Here is an 18,875-nt window from a genome sequence, read left to right as displayed (position 1 = left end):
ACTTCACCGGACGGCATCCGCGTGCCACACATCACGTCGCCTGAGCGTTACCGAAAAAAGGGTTGTTTTCATTGAACAATCGCACAGCTTGGGACAGGGCCCATGTAGCCTAGCACCTTCGGCTGGTTTTTGTACGCTGGTGAAGCCAGGTTTTGCTGTACTTTGGGCTGATTGCACAGCAAAAACTTTCCACCACTGGACGCTATCGTATGCAAAGCCGTCGCTCCAACCAACGTTTCAATGCGGGGCAGGTGAACATCCTCGACGAGCAGGTACACCCGCTCCGCCCCGCGCCACAGAGCAACAAAGCCTTCATCGTCGAGAAACACCTGCGGCGCGCCGGGAGCATAGGAGCCGTATTCGAGATTCGTCACCCGTCCGTTGAGCAGCCAGGCGTGGCGCAGGTCGGCGTAAAAGAAAACCGATGAGAAGGCATAGTATTGATTGTCCACCACCACCTGCCCCGGCTGATGCTGCCGGGCCGCAATGAGCGCCTGGGCCAGCGGATAAGACCCCAGGTAGGGGTCAAAGGTGACCATGGCAAGGCGGGCGGCCACGAGAAGCAGAGTCAGCATGACCGTCACCGGCAACCAGACCCAACCGGCCCGGACCAGGGCCACGCCCACAGCTCCGGTGAGAAAGGCCGCCGTCGCCAGCGCCAGCGGCGGCCGCAGGTAGGCAAATGACTGAAGCGTAAGGTCGCCCAGGTGGCCGAGCGACAGGGTGTACACGGCATAGACATCCGTGCTTTTGGCCAGCGCCTGGGCAATGTCGCCAGGGGTCGGCGTCTGCCAGTTGAGGACGATGAGCGCGCCGGCCGCCAGCGCCGCCAGCGCCGCCAGACTACCGGTCAGCCAGCGCGCAACCGACTGGAAGCGTCCGTCATGAGTCAGCACCACGCCAAGCAGCACGGCTACCGCCGGGTAAATCGGCAGTGAGTAGTATTCCTGCGTGGTCGAAAACGAAAAAAACAGCATGACGAAGCCGATCCAGAGGACGGCCAGCAGGGTCATGCGGCTGGCGCGGTCGTCCGGTCGGCGCGTCAACCGCAGCCGCGCCACGCCGGGCAGAAACAGGCTCCAGGGAAAGAACCAGATCAGGTGTGAACACCAAAACCACAGGCGCGGCACAGTGTTGTAATCCCGTGGGTAGCGGCGGCCCAGAAAGCGCAGCACATGCTCGTTGAAGACGAAAAACCAGAAAAACCCACGGTACTTGCCCGGCTCACTGGTCAGGGCCACGTCAAACCAAGGCGGGTTGGCCACCGTGGCCGCAATGAACCAGGGCGACGTCAGTCCCAGAACGAGAAGTCCCAATGTCACCGGCGGAAGGCGCTGCCAGAAGTCCCGCTGCCGCCACTGTCCGGTACAGACCGCGTATAGCCCCATGGCTGCCAGTGGAAACACCAGCCCAATGAAGCCCTTGAACAGAAACCCGGCCGCCAGACACACGGCCAGCAGCACGGCCCAGCGCCGGGGATGGCGTTCAGCGGGGTCGAGCGCCCGCAAAAAGGACCACATGGCCAGGGCCAGGCTCAGGGTCAGGAGCACGTCGGCAATGAGAATGCGGGTGAAGAGAAACAGCCCGATGCTCGTGGCCAGTACGAGGCCGGCGTGGAAACCGGCGCGCGCGCCAAACGCCCAGACGCCCATGCGGAAGGTGAGCCAGCACAGCGCTACCGCGCCCAGCCCAATGGGAAGCCGGGCAGCCCAGTCCGACACGCCAAATATCCAGAACGAAAGCGCGATGAGCCAGTACTTGAGAGGCGGCTTTTCCAGGTAAGCAATGCCGTTGAGCCGGGGCGTCACCCAGTCACCGGTTGCCAGCATCGTGCGGGCAATCTGCGCCTGGGCTGCATCCACGTCATCCATCAGATGTGGTGGAGCGAAACAGGCACTCAGAAACACGATGGACGCCACAGCCAGCACCACCAGCTCGTCGCGCCACACCGGACGTTCACTTGGCAGCACGCATTTCTCCCATCACAGCCGGCCGCGACAGCGGCTCGAACCGGCCGCCATCGCACAGCACGTAACGCTCGCCACGCCACTCAATTGTTTTGCCCAGAAAACCGCCTATCCAGGACACCCAACTCAGTATGTCCTGAAGCGGAATCAGCCATAGGTAATGCTTCACCGTCGGGTCGTTCAGACGCCAGGCCAGCACCAGAGCCAAACTCCCCCGGAGCACGCAACCGGCGATCAGCGTCGCCAGATTGAGCGGCCACGGGGCCACGGCCGTAAACAGCAGCGTCCAGACCAGTCCGTAGGTGAAGCCCTGCCCGATATAGCCCGCCGGACGCGAAAACCGACTGCTCCGGTTCCAGCGCAGGCGATGTCTGAAGCTCGTCAGAAAGCCCTGCGCCGTGGCGAGATGCTCGACGACCTGGGGCAACAGGAGCACTTTCCAGCCAGCGCGCGCCGCCCACGCGCCCAGCACAAAGTCATCGGCCAGGTAATCTTTCATGGCGGCAAAGCCACCGATGGACGTAAGGCAACTCCGCCGGACGGCCATCGAAGGGCCCAGGGCAAACTTCATCCCCTCCAGCCGTTCGGCGACAACCACCCCGGCCATAAACTCGGTTGTCATGCCCAGGGCTTCGAGCCGGGACCACAGATCGCCGCCAGCGACGCCACGGTAGGGATGGGTCACAACACCGACCTCGCGTTCGGCAAAGGCCAGGGCAATGCTGTCGAGATAGTCGGGCGCCACCTTGGTGTCGCTGTCCGTCACCACCAGCAGGTCGTAAGCGGCGGCTTTGGCCAGAGCTTCAAGGCTGAACACTTTGGCGTTGGCGTAGGGCGGCTCGCCTGTCACGAGCAGTTGGGCGCGCACCCCCGGAAAACGGGCGCGCAGGCGACGGACGACCTCCACGGCCGGGTCGTCGTGCGTACGGACGGCAAAAAGCAGTTCATACCGTGGGTACTTCAACTGAAAAAAGCTGCCCAGGCAGGTTTCAAGCCCGGTTTCAGCACCGCGTAGGGGCTTGAGCAACGACACCGGCGGTTGCCGCTTCCCGGAGAGCCGTTTCCGGGCCAGCCGGTGACAGGGAAACGTGGCCGCCGACCATAAAGCCAGAAGCATGTAAGCCAGTCCTCCCGCCGCGGCCAAACCCAACACCGCTTGCAATCCAAGGCGAAACCAGGACACGGGCACTCCCTCACCAGACATCAGGACAGCCAACGCACAAAGTTTTAGGTTATAATCAGCGGCTTATGCTGAAACAAGCCCAACCGCAGCCACCAACTTTGTTGTTGTTCGTCGCCACACCAGGCGAGCAGCGGGCCGTCCAGGGCGCAGCGCCGGGGGCCGTGCAGGTTGTGTGTACCGGCATCGGGCCGGCAAATGCGGCCTGTGCCGCTCAGCGCGCGTTGACGGCACTGCCGCCGGCATGTCGTCCGCTGGTGGCCGTGTTCGGCATTGGCGGGGCGCTGTCGCCAGCGCTGGCCGTTGGGGATGTCGTGCTGGGCGTTCACACCCGATTGGTGGAAGGCGACCCGTTGCCCGGCTGCCCTGCCACGCTTGCCCGCACTGCTGCCCGGCTCACGGCGGCCGGCTTCACAGTGCATCAGGGCGACCATCTGACCACGCCCCAGGTCGTTTGTCATGCGGCAGAAAAACGCCGGCTTCACGCGCAAACGACGGCGCTGGTTGTGGATATGGAAAGCCATGCCATTGCCCGGGCCGCCCAGCGTTCTGAACTCCCGTTGTTGCTGGTGCGGATCATCAGCGATGATGCGCAGCAGGATTTGCCCAATCTCAACGCCGGACTCGACCCGAACTATGCGCTCCGCCCATTGGAGATGTCTGCCACCCTGCTGTTCCATCCGCTTGCCGCAGCGCGTTTTCTCCGCCATCTGCGCCAGGCGCTGCTGAAACTTCGCCAGGTGGCCGACGTTTGTTTGACGGATTTATCCTGAAAGGCGTTCCTGAAGCGTCCTGACAAGCTGTTATGCACACACGATATTTTGGCTTCATCATTGCGCTGTGGCTGGGGTTGTTTGCCAGCAGCCTGTACGGACAACAGACGAGCATGGTCGTCTTCACCATCACGGACGCCAGTTCCCAGAAGCCTCTGTCCGGCGCCACCATCACCCTTGCCCCCAAGGACGCGGCACCCGGCGCACGCGCCCTCACCCGGACGACGGATGCCGCTGGAAAAGCGACCTTTGCCGACGTGCCCGGCGGAACCTACACCCTGAACATCGAAGCTGCCGGCTACGACACCCTGACCGACGACAACTACGTGGTTGAACCGGGGGTTCTTGCCGAGCAGCCGATTGGCCTGAGCCTGACCGGCGGCGAAGTTGTGGAGATTCGCGGCGACGCCGAACGGCCGCTGGTCGAACAGGGAAGTGCTTCGACCGACCGGATTACACCGGCCGAAGTGCGCATCCTGCCGGCGCGGGGACGCGACATCCTCACCTCGTTTCCGCCCGTGCCGAACGTCATCCGCTCCAACGACGGGCGCACCAGCATCAAGGGCGCACGGGAAGACCAGAGCGCCGTGCTGGTCAACGGCAACATCAGCAATGACCCGGCGACGGGAACATTTCAGGTCGAGATTCCGCTTGAAGCCGTCCAGCAGGCCGAGGTGTTCACCAACCCCTACCTGCCGGAGTTTGGCAAATTCACCGGCGGCGTCACCCGCATCGAGACCCGGCCGGGCAGCAACAAATGGACCTTTGGCATCAACGATTTCTTCCCCGAACCGCGCTTTCGGAGCGGCCAGTTGTTTGGTTTTGCCAATGTCTCGCCCCGGGTGAATGTCTCCGGCCCCATCGTCCGCGACAAGGCTTTCTTCGCCCAGGCGTTTGAAGTCATCGTGGACAAGGCCGTGGTGCGTGGGCTGCCCAATCCCGATAACGAAGTCCGCAAGTATTCCTTCCGCAGTTTCAGCCAGTTTGATGTGTTTTTGACGGACCGCCAGACCCTGACGACGACGGTCAATGTCGCCCGGCGGCTGGTACGCAACGTCGGACTGGACTTCTTCAACCCCGTACCGGTGTCGCCCAACCAGCGGACGACCGACCTGGCCCTGGCAGCAACGCACCGCTACGCCACCGGGGCCGGTTCGACGCTCGAAACGCACTTCAACTACAAGCGGATTGGCGTCGAAACCTTTGGCAAGGGCGAAGACACCATGGTGATTACACCCGTCGGGCGGCTGGGCCGTTTCTACACGGCGACCGACCGCACGACGGAACGCTACCAATTGCAGTTCTCCAACACCATGGCGGCGTTCGAGGCCATGGGCTGGCACCGCATCAAGTTTGGCTTCGATGTCAACGCCATGCGCAACCGGGGGGAGATGACCAGCCGCCCGGTTGAACTGCGCCGCACGAACGGTCTTCTGTTGCAACGCATCACCTATGCCAACCGGGGCGATCTGCGCGCCGACAACATCGAAGTTTCCGGCTATGCGCAGGATCAGTGGCTCATCCGCCCCAATCTGCAACTCGATTTCGGGCTGCGCATCGAGACCCAGCAGGCCGCCACGAGCATCAACCTGGCCCCGCGCATTGCCCTGTCCTATTCACCACGGGGCACGGATGATACCGTGCTGCGGGCCGGTTTCGGGCTGTTTTACGACAAACTCCCCCTCAACGCCCTGGCCTTTCGGAGCATGCCGCGGCCGATTGTCGCCACCTTCAACCCGGACGGCAGTCTGCGCGAGCCGGTGCGCGCCTTCATCTATGACCTGGCGCGCGACCCGACGAACGATCCCGGCCGGGGCGGCGACTTCCGCATTCCCTTCAACCGGACGCTTCGGGTGGAATTTGCGCAGCGCATCACGAAGCACGTCCTGACCAAGCTGGCCTACCTCGACAGCCGGACGTTCAATGATTTGTTCGTCGAACCCATCCTCCTCCCGACGGACGGCATTATCCGGCTGTTCAACACCGGGCGGGCCACCTACCGGGCCTTTGAGTCCACGACCGACATCCGCTTCACGCGCGACCACACGCTTACGGTTTCCTACGTCCGCAGCAAGACGCGGGCGCAGCTCAACGACTTCATCAGCTACTTTGGCGACATTCCCAATCCGGTCATTCGTCGCGATCAGTTCGGCAATGCCGCGATTGACGCACCCAACCGCTTTTTTGCCCGTGGGGTGTTTGCCCTGCCGTGGAAGGTCAAGCTGGCACCCATTTTCGAGTGGCGGGACGGCTTCCCGTTCAGCGTCACCGACGAAAATCAGAACTTCATCGGGCAGCGCAATGCGGACAACACCCGTTTCCCGCGTTTTGTGGCGCTTGATCTGGCTGTGACCAAAACCTTCAAGGTGCCGGAATGGCTCAAGCCGACGCTTTTTGGCAAAAAGGCTGGCGTCGAATCGGCCAGCTTTACGGTCAGCATTTTCAACGTGACCAACCACTTCAATCCGCGCAACGTGTTTGCCAACACGGGTGCGCCCCAGTTCGGCACCTTTTTTGCCGTTTACCGGCGCTTCTACCGGATTGATTTCAATGTCAACTTCTAGCTCTACGAGAAGAGAGAGGCTTGTCTCTGGAATGCACCTTTTTGAGGAAGCAAAAGCTGGCATTTGCATGGACCAAGCCCGGAGCAACACGGCATCCTCATTCATATCGGCAGTCCCTCTTTGAGCACGTAGTACGCGAGAAAGCCAGTATTTGCCTTGCGGGCCTGTACCAAGGCTTCCGCTTGAAGAATAACATCCGCATAGAAGCCAAGTGCGGCAAACCGAAGGCTGAGCGTTGCGACAATAGTCTGTTTTTCTTCCCGCAGGGGTTCCCGGTCGGTGATAACAAAAAAGTCCCAGTCACTATCAGGACGGGCATCGCCGCGTGCGCGGCTTCCAAAAAGCAGAATGCGCACCACCTGGTATCCGGCCCGCGCGACTTCCTCGGTGATAATGGATTTGGCTGTGCTGATGATGTCATCCATGGGTGACCACCAGGAGCAACGGGCTGTGCTTCAAGGTTTGATACGCGGCCAGCGCTTCCGTCGCAAGGCAGATTCAGTCACAACCGAAAACGACGAACACCTGTGGGCGCTTCCGCACTGGCGCAAAGAGATACCCGGATTTCGTCCCCCTTGTGTGAGCAAGAGGTCACAGGTTGGCTTTGAGTCGTATTTCCCAGGCCTTGACAATGTCGGCGAAAATATCCGCGAGTGAATGCTCAATGTTCCAGCCCGGATAATCGGCTTTCATCTTCCGCAGATCGCTGTAGTAGCAGATGTGATCGCCAATGCGCGCCTGGTCAACATAGCTGTACCGCTGCGGCTTGCCGGTCAGCGCCTCAACCATCTGGAAGGCTTCCAGAATTGAGCAGGCATTTTCTCTGCCCCCGCCCAGGTTATAGACCGCCCCGGCCCGTGGGTGCTCGTAAAAGGCAAACATAAAAGCCGCGACATCTTCGGCGTGGATGTTGTCGCGCACCTGCTTGCCCTTGTAGCCGTAGATTTTGTATTCCCGTTCTTCCAGATTGCACTTGATGAGGTAGCTCAGAAACCCGTGCAGTTCGACGCCGGCGTGATTGGGGCCGGTCAGGCAGCCGCCGCGCAGGCAGACCGTCGGCATGCCGAAATAGCGTCCGTATTCCTGCACCAGCACATCGGCCGCCACCTTCGAGGCTCCAAACAGGGAGTGCAGCGTGTGGTCAATGGAAAACGTTTCGGGAATGCCATGGGCGTAGGCCGGGTCGGCGTAGTCCCACCGGGTTTCAAGTTCGACCAGCGGGATATGGTTCGGCCCATCGCCATAGACCTTGTTGGTGGACATGTGGATGAAAGGCGACTCCGGGCAGTGCTGCCGTGCTGCTTCGAGCAGGTTGAGCGTCCCGACGGCGTTCACGTCGAAGTCATCAAAGGGCACCCGCGCGGCCAGGTCGTGGGAGGGCTGCGCCGCCGTGTGGATAATGACGTTGGGGCGCAACTCAGCAATCAGAGCCGCGACACCGGCCCGGTCGCGGATGTCCAGCTCGTGGTGATGAAAGTGCGCCAGCGTCGCCATCAACCGCTGCTGGTTCCAGCGGGTGTCGCCGGCCGGGCCGAAAAATACGGCGCGCTGGTTGTTGTCAATGCCGTGCACCACAAAGCCACGGCGGTGAAAGTACTCGACGACTTCCGAACCGATCAGTCCCGAAGAGCCGGTGACCAGGCAAACCGGAGCAGGCACGTGCAGGTTCCTCGCTCAGTGTTATGGTTCTCACGTCATCACAACCTTATTGGCCACCCGGCTCATTTTCAAATGGAGACCTGCTGATGCGGATTCTGCTTACCGGCATGTGCGGCTTTGTCGGCAGTGTCGTGGCCCGTGTGCTCCGCGAGTGGCTGACCGGTGTGGAACTGGTCGGACTGGACAACCTCGTGCGCCCCGGCAGCGAAATCAACCGGCAACGGCTGCGCGAGGCCGGCTTTCGACTCCTGCACGGCGACATTCGCCTGCCCAGCGATCTGGAAGGACTGCCCCCCTGTGACTGGATTATTGATGCGGCCGCCAACCCCAGTGTGCTGGCCGGCGTGGATGGCAAAACCGGCGCCCGCCAACTGCTCGAACACAACCTTGTCGGCACGCTCAACCTGCTCGAACTGGCCCGCCGGTGGAACGCCGGCTTCATCCTGCTTGGCACGAGCCGGGTCTATTCCATCGCGGCCCTGTGCGCCCTGCCGCTGCGCGAACAGGCCAACCGGTTTGTCCCTGACCCAAACGCCGGTGCGGACGGACTCACGCCGGCTGGCATTACGGAAACCTTTTCGACGACGCCACCGCTGTCGCTGTATGGGAGCGCCAAGCTGGCGTCGGAAGTGCTGGCGCTCGAATACGGCGCGGCGTTTGGTTTGCCGGTCTTCATCAATCGCTGTGGGGTTATGGCCGGAGCGGAACAGTTCGGCAAGGCTGATCAGGGCATTGTTTCCTTCTGGATTCGCGCCTACGCGGCGCGGCGGCCGCTGCGCTACATTGGTTTTGGCGGCAGTGGACGCCAGGTACGCGACTGCCTCCACCCGGCCGACCTCGTTCCGCTGCTGGTGGCGCAGATGAACGCCGGACAGGACGCCGGACTTCCGCGCGTCGTCAACGTCGGGGGCGGCATGGACAGCAGCTTTTCTCTGGCGGAACTTAGTGCCTGGTGTGCCGACCGCTTCGGCCCGCACGAGGTCACGGCCGACCTGACGCCACGGCCGTTCGACGTCGGCTGGCTGGTGCTGGATGCAAGTCTGGCCCGGACCCGTTATGATTGGCGGCCGACGTACACACGCGAAGCCATCTTTGCTGAAATTGCAGAGCATGCCCGGCAACATCCAGAGTGGCTGCGGCTTTCCGAGGACTAGCCATGTTTGCACCCGACCCGAACCTGCCGCCCCTGAAGCGCCTGTCCGTTGTCATTCCGGCGCGGGATGAAGCCGGGTGTATCCGTTCGACCGTCGAGCACCTGTACGTTGAACTGCGGCTGCACCAGATTCCACACGAAATCATCGTCGTGGACGACGGCAGTACGGACGCCACGTGGGAAGTCCTGCAGGCGGCCTGTGCCGACATTCCCACCCTGCGTCCGTTGCAGAACACGGGTGAGCACGGATTTGGGCGCGCCATCACCTTTGGTTTTGAGCACGTCACGGGCGATGCGGTCGTCATCATGATGGCGGATGAATCGGATGACTGCCGCGATGTCGTCCGCTACTGGCGGGAACTCAACCGGGGCTATGAGTGCGTCTTTGGCAGCCGCTTCGTCAAAGGCGGGGGAACGATTGACTACCCACCCATCAAGTGGGTGCTCAACCGGCTGGCCAATACATTTCTGCGGCTGCTGTTTGGCATCCGGCTCAACGACACCACGAATGCTTTCAAGGCGTACCGGCGGGAAGTCATCGAGGGCTGCCGGCCTTTTCTGTCGCCGCACTTCAACCTGACAGTGGAACTGCCGCTCAAGGCGATTGTCCGGGGCTACACCTGGACGGTCATTCCCATTACCTGGCGCAACCGGCGTACGGGGTTGGCCAAGCTCAAGATCAAGGAAATGGGCAGCCGGTATTTCTTCATCTGCTGTTACGTCTGGCTGGAGAAGTATTTCAGCCGTGGCGACTACCGGCGCAAGCCACAGCCCCAGGCAATGCCCACCACCGAGACCGAAAGGGCCCTTCCACACTAGCTGTTGCACACAGCTAGCCAACCTTCGTTGGCTGCTCGGCGGTGTTTTTGTCCATCATGGATTTGACCTTTTCGACAATTTCAGTTGCCGTGAAAGGCTTGTAAATGAGGTTATCCCGGAAGGCAAAGCTCTGTCTGGTGTCATCCCTGTCGGCGTAGCCCGAAATGAAGAGCACCGGCAGGTCGGGATAAGTCTCCCAGATGGAGGAAGCCAACTGAACGCCGTTGACGTTCGGCATGCGGACATCGGTGACAACCAGATCGAAGCGCCCGGCCTGCTGCTGGATTATGTTCCAGGCCGCCTGCCCGTCTCTGGCTTCGACAACGGCAAAACCACCCGCCAGAAGCGCTGCCCCCACGGTCGCCCGCACGTCCGGGTCATCCTCAACGACCAGCACCCGCTGCGCCTGCGCCGACGGCTTGAGGAACGACAACCGATGTGAGCCAGAGGTTGGAACGCCAGAGGCTGGCTGCTCAGCCACCGGCAGGTACACGTGGAAGGCTGTCCCCTTCCCGACTTCGCTTTCAACCCGCAGCAGCCCTCCGGCGGAAGTGATCGTCCCCAGGGCCGTTGAAAGCCCAAGTCCGGTGCCCTTGTGCTGTTCCTTCGTCGTGAAGAACGGCTCACACAGCCGCGCCATGACTTCCGGCGGGATGCCGGTTCCGGTGTCGCGTACGGAGATGCGGACGACCGGCTGCGCCGCCAGCAACTCCTCCAGGCGGCTTCCGGCCGGAAAGACCACGCCGCCGGCTTCCGCCGCAGTATCGGCTACCAGGGTGGTTTCCAGACTGATCGTGCCTCCGTTAGGCATGGCGTCGCGGGCATTGACCAGCAGGTTGAGAAAAACCTGCTCCAGTTCCTGTGGGATGGCGTACACGAAGACTTCGCCAGCGGCGAAGTTTGTGGTCAGTTCGACCTCCTCGTTGAAAAGCCGTTCCACCATCCCCTGCACCGTTCGCAGGGCATCGTGCAGCGGGAAGCACAGGGCGGCGCTGGCTTCGCTGGCGCGGCTGTACGCCATCAACTGCTTGACGAGATCGCGCCCGCGCTCGGCCGCCCGCCGGATAGACTGAAGCCCCTTACACGCCGGATCATCGGGGGCACGCCGGCTGAGTTCAAGCGAGCTGTAGCTGAGAATCACGGTCAGAAGATTGTTGAAGTTATGGGCGATGCCACCGGTGAGGTGCCCCAGCAACTCCAGCTTTTGCGACCGCAGACGCGCTTCTTCACGGCGTTCGATTTCGGCTGTCCGCGCCGCCAGCTCACGCTCCAGGTTGTCACGCGCGTCCTCCAGACGTTGCCGGGCAATTTCCAACTCGATGTTCGTGGCGCGCAGGTAGGACATCGTCTTTCCCACCTGTCTGGCCATGGCATGGAAAGCCTCCGTCAGGTGGGCAATCTCTGCCGGCAGTTGCGTCGCCGGCAGGGTTTGCCCGTTCGGGCTGTCTGGCAGGATGTCTGGTGCCCGCTCTGGATCGGTGGCAAGCACCCGCGCTGTGGCGGTCAACTCGTCCAGCGGCCGCATCACCCGGCGGACGGTCACACCCGACGCCCACGCCACTACAAACAACACAAACGGAATAGCCAGCAGGAACGGGATGAACACCGTCGCCGCCCGCTGATGGACAACCGCGAAGGGGACCAGGGCATAGCATCGCCAGCCGGTCTCCGGCTCCCGTTCCTGCCAGACCCAGAAGCGGGCTTCTTGCCCGGAGGCAGGAACCGGAAGCCACAGCGCCCGGTCATACGCCCGGATGTCGGAGAGCCTCGTTTTGGCCAGCAGTGGAAAAAGGTCAGGGCGGTTTGTCGCCAGAACCTGCGACTGCCGGTCCAGGACGACCAGGTGGAACGGTTCACCCCGATGGGCGACACTGCCCGACAGCAGCCGTGAGAGTTGGGTGGTCGTCATCCGCCCCTCGACGACGCCTCGCACGCTGCCATCCGGCAACCGAATCGGCGCGGCAAATGCTATGCAGGGGTCCTTCCCCGCCGGGACTGGACAGTGCAAACCATCTGAAATCACAACGTTTTGCCCGGACAGTGCCGCCTGCAGGTAGGGATGGCCGGCAACATTCAACTGCGGTTCGGAAACCACGGGACTGCTGGCGATGACCTTGCCGGCCGTGTCGGCCACCAGAAGTGTCTCGAACAGAAAAGCGTGCTGGTGATAACGCTGCAACCTGCGCGCGACGGCGGCTGGGTCGTCTGGCATCTCGGACAGCCGTTCGGCAAGTATGGTCACATCCTGCCGCGCTACCAGGAGCTTGTCACTGAGCACATTGGCCACAAACCTGGTCTGTGTTGTCAGCTCAGCGCGTACTTCCTGCTCCTGCTGGTCCGATGCAGCGTGGGCATACCAGGCGGCCAGAGCGCACGCTGGCACGACGGCCACCAGCGTCAGCACCCGTGTCAGCCGGGCAGCCATGGTGTTTTCCGGCAGCCTGGCGCCATACCGTGCCAACAGACGTCCGAATGCCGGCCAGCCAAGAGATGAATCGGCCAGGGTCGTGCACAGCAACCCATTGACGACATACTTGAAGGCCACAGCCGGGCCGAGGCCATCCGGGTACACCCCGGAACGGACATGCAGGAAGTAAAGCAGGGGTGAGATACCGACCCAGAAGACGGCATCTGCAAAGAGCGCCCGCCACTTCCAGCGCTGGACACACCACCCGACAACAAACGCCTGAGCCGCCAGAAAAGGCAGCGCCAGCCCGTGGCCCCACAACCACACCGTGGCGAGACCGGCCAGCAGGGCCGCGACCATCCCGTACAGCGGGCTGAAGGTCAAAGCGACGATGAGCGCAGGGATAGGGCCGAAGATAAGGTGCAGGTCCCTGCCAATCGGCAAAGGGAAGGCATTGAGAGCAAAACCCAGTCCCCCAGCAACGAGCGCTGCCAAAGCAGTGGGCACGTCCAATTTCCACGGAGGAAAGGTAGCCTTCATGTTCAGCTCCAACGATTTCTGCTCTGGCGACAAGCCACTACTGCGGCCGCGGCATTTTCGTCGCCGCTGCCGACAAATCTTCCGGGGGGACAGAAGGCGGCAACGGCGCGCAACGGGGTCGGAAAGAGGTTCAGTCTGCACGAATCGGTGCAAAAATCTCAACATCAGCTATACCGCCGCCAAGGCTGTCCACCAGACGGACAGGAGCTAGGGGCGGCCGGGGCGCGCCGGCCGCGGCGGTGAACGGCGTTTCGGCTCCGACCGGTACTTCTGCACCATTGCTTCCCGCTCGGCCGGCAGTCCCAGCCGCGCCAGGACATCCACTGGCTGCGGGTCAACCAACTCACGCGGATACTCCACCTTTTCCAGAAACAGGCCCGAAGCCGGGGCCGTCAACTGCGCGATGGTCTCATTCGGCTGCGCCCGCCGCAGCGCCAGCCGGATGTCCTCCACCGTCAGCTTTCCAGCGCCGACGGCCACCAGCGCCCCGACAATCCGGCGTACCATCCGCCATAAAAAGTGCGACGCGCCAATCCGCACGACCATCATCCCCGGCCGCAGGTTCACGGTCAGCTCATGCACATCCACGAGCTTCGATTCCGTCCGGGCCCGCTCGTCGCGCGTCAGGCTGTGGTTAACTGGGCCCTTCTGGGAAAACGCCGTGAAGTCGTGAAAACCCCGCAGGACTTCCGCTGCCGCGCGCATCTTTTCCACATCGAGCCGGTCCCGCACCCACCAGATGTACTTTTTTGCAAAGGCCATCCGCCGCAACGCAATCTGGTAGAGGTAATAGCGCGCAATGGCGTCGTGCCGCGCGTGAAAACTCAGCGGGGCCGGTGCGACATCAAGAACGCAAATATCGCTCGGTAGCGCGTCATTGACCCGGTGACGCAGTTCATCCGGGTCCAGGCGCGTTACCGTTCGCAGGTGGGCAACCTGCCCCAGCGCATGCACACCGGCATCCGTCCGCCCGGCCCCGCCCAGGTCAAGCGCCGGGTCGCCAAGCACTTCGCTCAATGCCCGGCGCAACTCTCCGGCAACCGTACGCACCTGACGCTGTTCCTGCCATCCGGCATACCGTGAGCCGTCGTACTCGATGGTCAACCGATAGGCATAGCGTGACGGTTGGGCAACCTTCCCATTCTTCTCTGGCCTGGACATCATTTCCTGACTTTCCGGCGCGAGGCAGTCGCACCCGCGCCTGACGTGCATCGTGACATGCATCGTGGTCGCCAGACATGCCGCCCGGCGGTTTCTCCCCCGGTCGTCTTCGGGAGAGAGATTTTACTGGACAGTCGCGGCCAAACGCCCGACACTACTGAGTGCGGTTAGCACTGATTTTACCCTTGGCTCAAGTCGTTTTATGTCGTACTCGATTCCCCTCGAAGCCTTCGTGGCCGCGCGGGAGCGGATTGCCCCTTACATCCGCCATACCCCGATGCTGCCGATGCCCCTGGTGCACCGTGACGTGCACCCACGCATTCACTTCAAACTTGAAAACATGCAGGTCAGCGGCTCGTTCAAGGCGCGCGGCGTGTTCAACACCCTGCTCCAGCTCGATCCGTCCCAGCGTCAGCGCGGCGTGATTACGGCCTCCGGCGGCAATCACGGGCTGGCGCTGGCGTATGCAGCCAACCGTCTCGACGTGCCGGCCATTGTGTACCTGCCCGAACGCGCCAGCGAAGACCGCGTCATGCGGATTGCGCGCTACGGGGCCAAAGTCATCAAGCACGGCGAAGCCTGGGACGATGCCAACGCCAGGGCGCTCGAACATGCTGCGGCGGAAGGTCTGGCGTACGTCCCGGCTTTCGACGGCGTTTCGGTCGTCGAAGGACAGGGCACCGTCGGACTGGAGATGCTCGAAGACCTGCCCGACATGGACTGCCTGCTGGTGGCCGTCGGCGGCGGCGGGCTGATTGCCGGCGCATCGGCAGCCATCCGCCAGAAAAAGCCCGGCGTGACCATCATCGGCGTCGAGCCGGTCGGCGCGCCTTCGATGAGCAAAAGCCTGGCAGCCGGCTGCCGGACGGGCGTCCAACAGGTGCGTACCATCGCCGATACGCTGGCCCCCCGCAGCGTGAGTGAGCTGACCTTCGGCGTTACACGCCAGTACGTGGATACGGTACACCTCATTGATGACCGCCAGATGGTCCAGGCGATGCGGTGGCTGTGGGCGGAATGTAACCAGATTGTCGAGCCGGCTGGGGCCGCCGTGGTAGCTGCCCTGCTGGATGGCGGCGTCCCAATAAGCAAGTACGAGTGCCCGGTGGCGCTCATCTGTGGCGGAAACGCCGCAGCCGATTGCGTCTTTGCCTCCTACCAGCAGGCCGCCGACATGCTGATGGGCATCAACTGAACCCTCCCGCAAACCGTCCCGGCAAGGTGGCCCTATGCTTCGCGTCGGACTTACAGGCGGCATCGCTGTGGGCAAATCCTATGTTTCCGCTCTCCTGCGCGAACTGGGCTGCCATGTCTTCGATGCTGACGACATTGCCCGCACCGTTGTGCAGCCCGGCATGCCGGCGTTGAACGACATCGTGGACGCCTTTGGCCCGGACGTACTGGCCGCCGACGGCACGCTGGACCGCGCCAAACTCGGTCGCCTGGTGTTTGCCGACGCCGAAGCGCGGTCCCGGCTCAATGCCATCGTGCATCCGCGCGTCCACGCCGAACAGGACCGCCTGCTGCGCGAAGTCGAAGCCCGTGACCCACAGGGCATTGCCGTCGTGGATGCGGCGCTGCTCATTGAATCCGGCGGCTACCGGCGCTTTGACGTGGTGGTGGTCGTCTGGTGCCGCCCCGAAATCCAACTCACCCGCCTGATGGCACGCAACGGCCTCAGCCGTGAAGAAGCCGCCCAGCGCATCGCCGCCCAGATGCCGTCGGAAGAAAAACGGCGCTACGCCGACTTCGAGATTGACACCTCGGAAGGCTTCGAGCCGACCCGCCAGCAGGTGCTTGCCCTGCATGCGGCCATGCGCGCCCGCGCCCTGACCCGCTGAAGCTTGGCGCTCGTGGGGCGACGTCCGTCCAGCCCAGGATTTGCCTCCAGGGTTCGCCCGGGTTCCGGGCGACGGCGGGGCCTTGCGCACGGTTTAACTTACGACGGATGGTAGGTTTACGGGCAAAAGCCACAACATCTTGTATCGGACGCCTTGACAAATCCGCCGCCTCCAGCCCACAATCGCGCTCGTTCACCGGGCAGGTTGCCCGGATAACTCACCAACCAGGTAATCCTTCACGGGAACAAGCTGGCGCACCGGGGTCCGACGACGACATCTGCGGCGTTTCCGCCCATGCACGTTGACGCACTCACTGCCCTTGTTGTCCCTGCTTATAAAGAAGTCACTGCCATGAACGAATCCGCTGCGGCCCGCCAAACCGAGACCATCCCTTCGAGCATGCGTGTCAGAAAACGCAATGGCAGCTACGAGCCGGTGGATGTGAACAAGATCATCCGCGCCGTCGGCCGGTGCTGTACCGGGCTGACGAATATAGACGCCTACCGGGTGGCGACCAAAACCATCGGTGGACTGTACGATGGGGCCACTACGGCCGAACTTGACCAGCTTTCCATCAACACGGCCGCCTCGCTCATCGTCGAGGAGCCGGAGTATTCGCGCCTCGCAGCCCGGTTGCTGGCGACCTACATTCACAAGGAAGTCCGCAACCAGAACATTTATTCCTTTTCGCAATCCATCACTGCCGGTTACGACCTCGGCCTTATCAATGACCGCGTTCGCAACTTCGTCAGCGAGAACCGGCGCAAGCTCGACGAAGCCATCTGCGACGAGCGCGATCAGGCATTTGAATATTTCGGTCTGCGCACCGTCTATGACCGCTACCTGCTCAAGCATCCCACCTCGCGCGCGGTCATCGAGACGCCCCAGTATTTCTTCCTGCGCGTGGCCAGCGGGCTGGCGCAAACGGTGGCCGAAGCCATTGAGCTGTATCAGTTGCTGTCCTCGCTGGAATACATGGCCAGCACCCCGACGCTGTTCAATGCCGGCACGCGCCACGAGCAGCTTTCTTCCTGTTTCCTGCTCGACTCGCCGGAAGATGACCTGGCGGCGATTTACCAGAAATATACGGATGTGGCGCTGCTGTCGAAGTTTGCCGGCGGCATCGGGCTGGCCTATCACCGCGTCCGGTCGAAAGGGTCGCTCATCCGGGGCACGAACGGGCACTCCAACGGCATTGTCCCGTGGCTCAAAACGTTGGATTCCTCGGTCGCAGCCGTCAATCAGGGCGGAAAGCGCAAGGGGGCCTGCTGCGTCTATCTCGAACCCTGGCACGCCGACATCGAAGACTTCCTCGAACTGCGTGACAACACGGGGGATGAAGCGCGCCGTACCTACAACCTCAATCTGGCCAACTGGATTCCCGACCTCTTCATGAAGCGCGTTGAGGAAGACGGCCCGTGGTCACTGTTTGACCCCAAGCTCGTGCCGCACCTGCCCGACCTCTATGGCGAGGAGTTTGAGGCGGCGTACCTCAAGGCCGAAAGCGAAAAACTCTACACCCGCCAGATACGCGCCCGTGACCTCTACCAGCGGATGATGCGGACGCTGGCGCAGACCGGCAACGGCTGGATGACCTTCAAGGACGCGGCCAACCGCAAGTGCAACCAGACGGCCCAGCCTGGCCGGGTCGTGCATCTGTCCAACCTCTGCACGGAAATCATCGAAGTCACTTCCCCAACGGAAACCGCTGTGTGCAATCTCGGCTCGCTCAACCTCGCCCGGCATGTCACGGACGGCCGGTTTGACTTCGAGAAGCTGGCGCGCAACGTCCGCATCGCGGTTCGCCAACTTGACCGCGTCATTGACATCAACTTCTACCCCATCCCCTCCACCGCCGCATCCAACCGCCGGTGGCGGCCCATCGGATTGGGACTGATGGGCCTGCAGGATGTGTTCTTTCAGCTCCGCCTGCCGTTTGATTCGCCCGAAGCGCTGGAACTCTCCACCCGCATCCAGGAAGAGGTCTATTACCACGCGCTGGCGGCGTCCTGTGACCTGGCCGAAGTGCATGGCCCGCACCCGGCCTTTCCTGAAACCCGCGCGGCCCAGGGCATTCTGCAATTCGATCTGTGGGGCGTTACGCCGCCCGATCCCGAACGCTGGAAGGCCCTGCGCGAGCGCATTCGGGCGACGGGACTGCGCAACAGCCTGCTCATCGCCATTGCGCCAACGGCCACCATTGCCTCAATCTGCGGCTGCTACGAAGCCATCGAGCCACAAGTGTCCAATCTCTTCAAACGCGAGACGCTTTCGGGCGACTTCCTGCAAATCAACCGCTACCTTGTGGAAGACCTCAAGCGGCTGGGGCTGTGGAACGAAGACATCCGTACCCAGATCAAGCTGGCCGATGGCTCCATTCAGGGCATTGCCGCGATTCCCGAAGACCTCCGGCGGCTGTACCGCACGGCTTGGGAACTGCCCATGCGGACGCTCATTGATATGGCTGCCGCACGTGGGGCCTACATTGACCAGTCCCAGTCACTCAACCTGTTTATGGAATCGCCCAGCATCGGCAAGCTGTCTTCGATGTACATGTACGCCTGGAAGAAGGGCCTCAAAACGACCTACTACCTGCGCTCGCGTCCGGCAACGACCATTGCCAAGGCAACCGTCGCGCCGACCGCGGCCGGTACGGGCGGGAATGGCCCCGGCGCGCCACAACCCACCCCATCGGACGATGCGGCGCTGGCCTGTTCGCTGGCCAACCCGGAAAGCTGTGAAGCCTGCCAGTAACCCCGGTCAGCCATCCCCGTCATACCTGGCCAGGGGCAGAATGTTTCGTACTTCGGG

At 62.4% G+C, this 18,875-nt stretch carries 13 protein-coding genes; 7 read left to right on the top strand and 6 right to left on the bottom strand.

Annotation, left to right across the window (positions count from 1 at the left end; translation table 11 throughout):
- Window positions 1–68: 68 nt before the first annotated feature.
- Together J8C01_RS12010 and hpnI are read right to left on the bottom strand one after the other, a co-directional pair.
- Entirely contained in the window at window positions 69–1,970 is a 1,902-nt protein-coding gene (locus J8C01_RS12010; protein ID WP_211433103.1) for an ArnT family glycosyltransferase, read from the bottom strand.
- Window positions 1,957–3,171 carry a bacteriohopanetetrol glucosamine biosynthesis glycosyltransferase HpnI gene (gene hpnI, locus J8C01_RS12005; protein WP_256444042.1) on the bottom strand — a complete coding sequence of 405 codons (1,215 nt, stop codon included), beginning with the start codon at window positions 3,169–3,171 and terminating at the stop codon, window positions 1,957–1,959. The genes J8C01_RS12010 and hpnI overlap by 14 nt, the downstream gene beginning before the upstream one ends.
- 44 nt (window positions 3,172–3,215) lie before the next feature.
- On the opposite strand from hpnI, the gene J8C01_RS12000 reads away from it, so the two are divergent.
- Window positions 3,216–3,920 (top strand): phosphorylase family protein, encoded by a 705-nt coding sequence (locus tag J8C01_RS12000; protein WP_014101332.1) that lies wholly within the window; start codon window positions 3,216–3,218, stop codon window positions 3,918–3,920.
- A 32-nt stretch (window positions 3,921–3,952) separates the two neighbouring features.
- Window positions 3,953–6,484 carry a TonB-dependent receptor gene (locus tag J8C01_RS11995; RefSeq protein WP_211433101.1) on the top strand — a complete coding sequence of 844 codons (2,532 nt, stop codon included), beginning with the start codon at window positions 3,953–3,955 and terminating at the stop codon, window positions 6,482–6,484.
- Between the two features lie 101 nt (window positions 6,485–6,585).
- On the opposite strand, the gene J8C01_RS11990 is transcribed toward J8C01_RS11995, so the two are convergent.
- Complete coding sequence (locus J8C01_RS11990; RefSeq protein ID WP_211423284.1) at window positions 6,586–6,909, bottom strand: nucleotidyltransferase domain-containing protein; 324 nt, start codon at window positions 6,907–6,909, stop codon at window positions 6,586–6,588.
- 166 nt (window positions 6,910–7,075) lie between these two features.
- A complete protein-coding gene (locus J8C01_RS11985; RefSeq protein ID WP_211423285.1) occupies window positions 7,076–8,143 on the bottom strand; it encodes an NAD-dependent epimerase/dehydratase family protein in 1,068 nt (355 codons plus the stop codon).
- 86 nt (window positions 8,144–8,229) lie between these two features.
- On the opposite strand from J8C01_RS11985, the gene J8C01_RS11980 reads away from it, so the two are divergent.
- Together J8C01_RS11980 and J8C01_RS11975 are read left to right on the top strand one after the other, a co-directional pair.
- On the top strand, window positions 8,230–9,297 hold the full coding sequence (locus J8C01_RS11980; protein WP_014101337.1) for an NAD-dependent epimerase/dehydratase family protein: 1,068 nt from the start codon (window positions 8,230–8,232) through the stop codon (window positions 9,295–9,297).
- 2 nt (window positions 9,298–9,299) lie between these two features.
- Complete coding sequence (locus J8C01_RS11975) at window positions 9,300–10,115, top strand: glycosyltransferase family 2 protein (RefSeq protein WP_014101338.1); 816 nt, start codon at window positions 9,300–9,302, stop codon at window positions 10,113–10,115.
- Window positions 10,116–10,128: 13 nt separating this feature from the next.
- Here the strand turns inward: J8C01_RS11975 and J8C01_RS11970 are convergent, their stop codons facing one another.
- Complete coding sequence (locus J8C01_RS11970; RefSeq protein ID WP_211433100.1) at window positions 10,129–13,029, bottom strand: response regulator; 2,901 nt, start codon at window positions 13,027–13,029, stop codon at window positions 10,129–10,131.
- Between the two features lie 240 nt (window positions 13,030–13,269).
- Window positions 13,270–14,226, bottom strand: coding sequence for a tRNA pseudouridine(38-40) synthase TruA (truA, locus tag J8C01_RS11965; RefSeq protein ID WP_211433099.1), 957 nt, complete (start codon window positions 14,224–14,226; stop codon window positions 13,270–13,272).
- Between the two features lie 199 nt (window positions 14,227–14,425).
- Between truA and J8C01_RS11960 the strand changes: the two genes are divergently transcribed.
- The 3 genes from J8C01_RS11960 (at window position 14,426) to J8C01_RS11950 (ending at window position 18,818) form a co-directional block, all read left to right on the top strand.
- Window positions 14,426–15,418 (top strand): threonine ammonia-lyase, encoded by a 993-nt coding sequence (locus J8C01_RS11960; RefSeq protein WP_211433098.1) that lies wholly within the window; start codon window positions 14,426–14,428, stop codon window positions 15,416–15,418.
- 34 nt (window positions 15,419–15,452) lie between these two features.
- Window positions 15,453–16,064: a dephospho-CoA kinase gene (gene coaE / locus J8C01_RS11955; RefSeq protein ID WP_211433097.1), complete on the top strand. Its 612-nt coding sequence runs from the start codon at window positions 15,453–15,455 to the stop codon at window positions 16,062–16,064.
- A gap of 351 nt (window positions 16,065–16,415) precedes the next feature.
- Window positions 16,416–18,818 (top strand): ribonucleoside-diphosphate reductase subunit alpha, encoded by a 2,403-nt coding sequence (locus J8C01_RS11950; protein ID WP_211433096.1) that lies wholly within the window; start codon window positions 16,416–16,418, stop codon window positions 18,816–18,818.
- The last annotated feature ends 57 nt before the right edge of the window (window positions 18,819–18,875 follow it).

Origin of the sequence: Chloracidobacterium sp. D (genome assembly GCF_018304685.1) — a bacterium.
Taxonomy (GTDB): domain Bacteria; phylum Acidobacteriota; class Blastocatellia; order Chloracidobacteriales; family Chloracidobacteriaceae; genus Chloracidobacterium; species Chloracidobacterium thermophilum.
The sequence above is the reverse complement of the archived record's forward strand: the minus strand, read 5'-3'. Positions and strand labels throughout refer to the sequence as shown.

Bases quoted from the DNA above. Each gene is read 5' to 3' on its own strand.
- J8C01_RS11975 (WP_014101338.1), top strand. From the start codon at position 9,300: ATGTTTGCACCCGACCCGAACCTGCCGCCCCTGAAGCGCCTGTCCGTT.
- J8C01_RS11980 (WP_014101337.1), top strand. From the start codon at position 8,230: ATGCGGATTCTGCTTACCGGCATGTGCGGCTTTGTCGGCAGTGTCGTG.
- J8C01_RS11995 (WP_211433101.1), top strand. From the start codon at position 3,953: ATGCACACACGATATTTTGGCTTCATCATTGCGCTGTGGCTGGGGTTG.
- J8C01_RS11960 (WP_211433098.1), top strand. From the start codon at position 14,426: ATGTCGTACTCGATTCCCCTCGAAGCCTTCGTGGCCGCGCGGGAGCGG.
- J8C01_RS11950 (WP_211433096.1), top strand. From the start codon at position 16,416: ATGAACGAATCCGCTGCGGCCCGCCAAACCGAGACCATCCCTTCGAGC.
- J8C01_RS11990 (WP_211423284.1), bottom strand. From the start codon at position 6,909: ATGGATGACATCATCAGCACAGCCAAATCCATTATCACCGAGGAAGTC.
- hpnI (WP_256444042.1), bottom strand. From the start codon at position 3,171: ATGTCTGGTGAGGGAGTGCCCGTGTCCTGGTTTCGCCTTGGATTGCAA.
- truA (WP_211433099.1), bottom strand. From the start codon at position 14,226: ATGATGTCCAGGCCAGAGAAGAATGGGAAGGTTGCCCAACCGTCACGC.
- J8C01_RS12000 (WP_014101332.1), top strand. From the start codon at position 3,216: ATGCTGAAACAAGCCCAACCGCAGCCACCAACTTTGTTGTTGTTCGTC.
- coaE (WP_211433097.1), top strand. From the start codon at position 15,453: ATGCTTCGCGTCGGACTTACAGGCGGCATCGCTGTGGGCAAATCCTAT.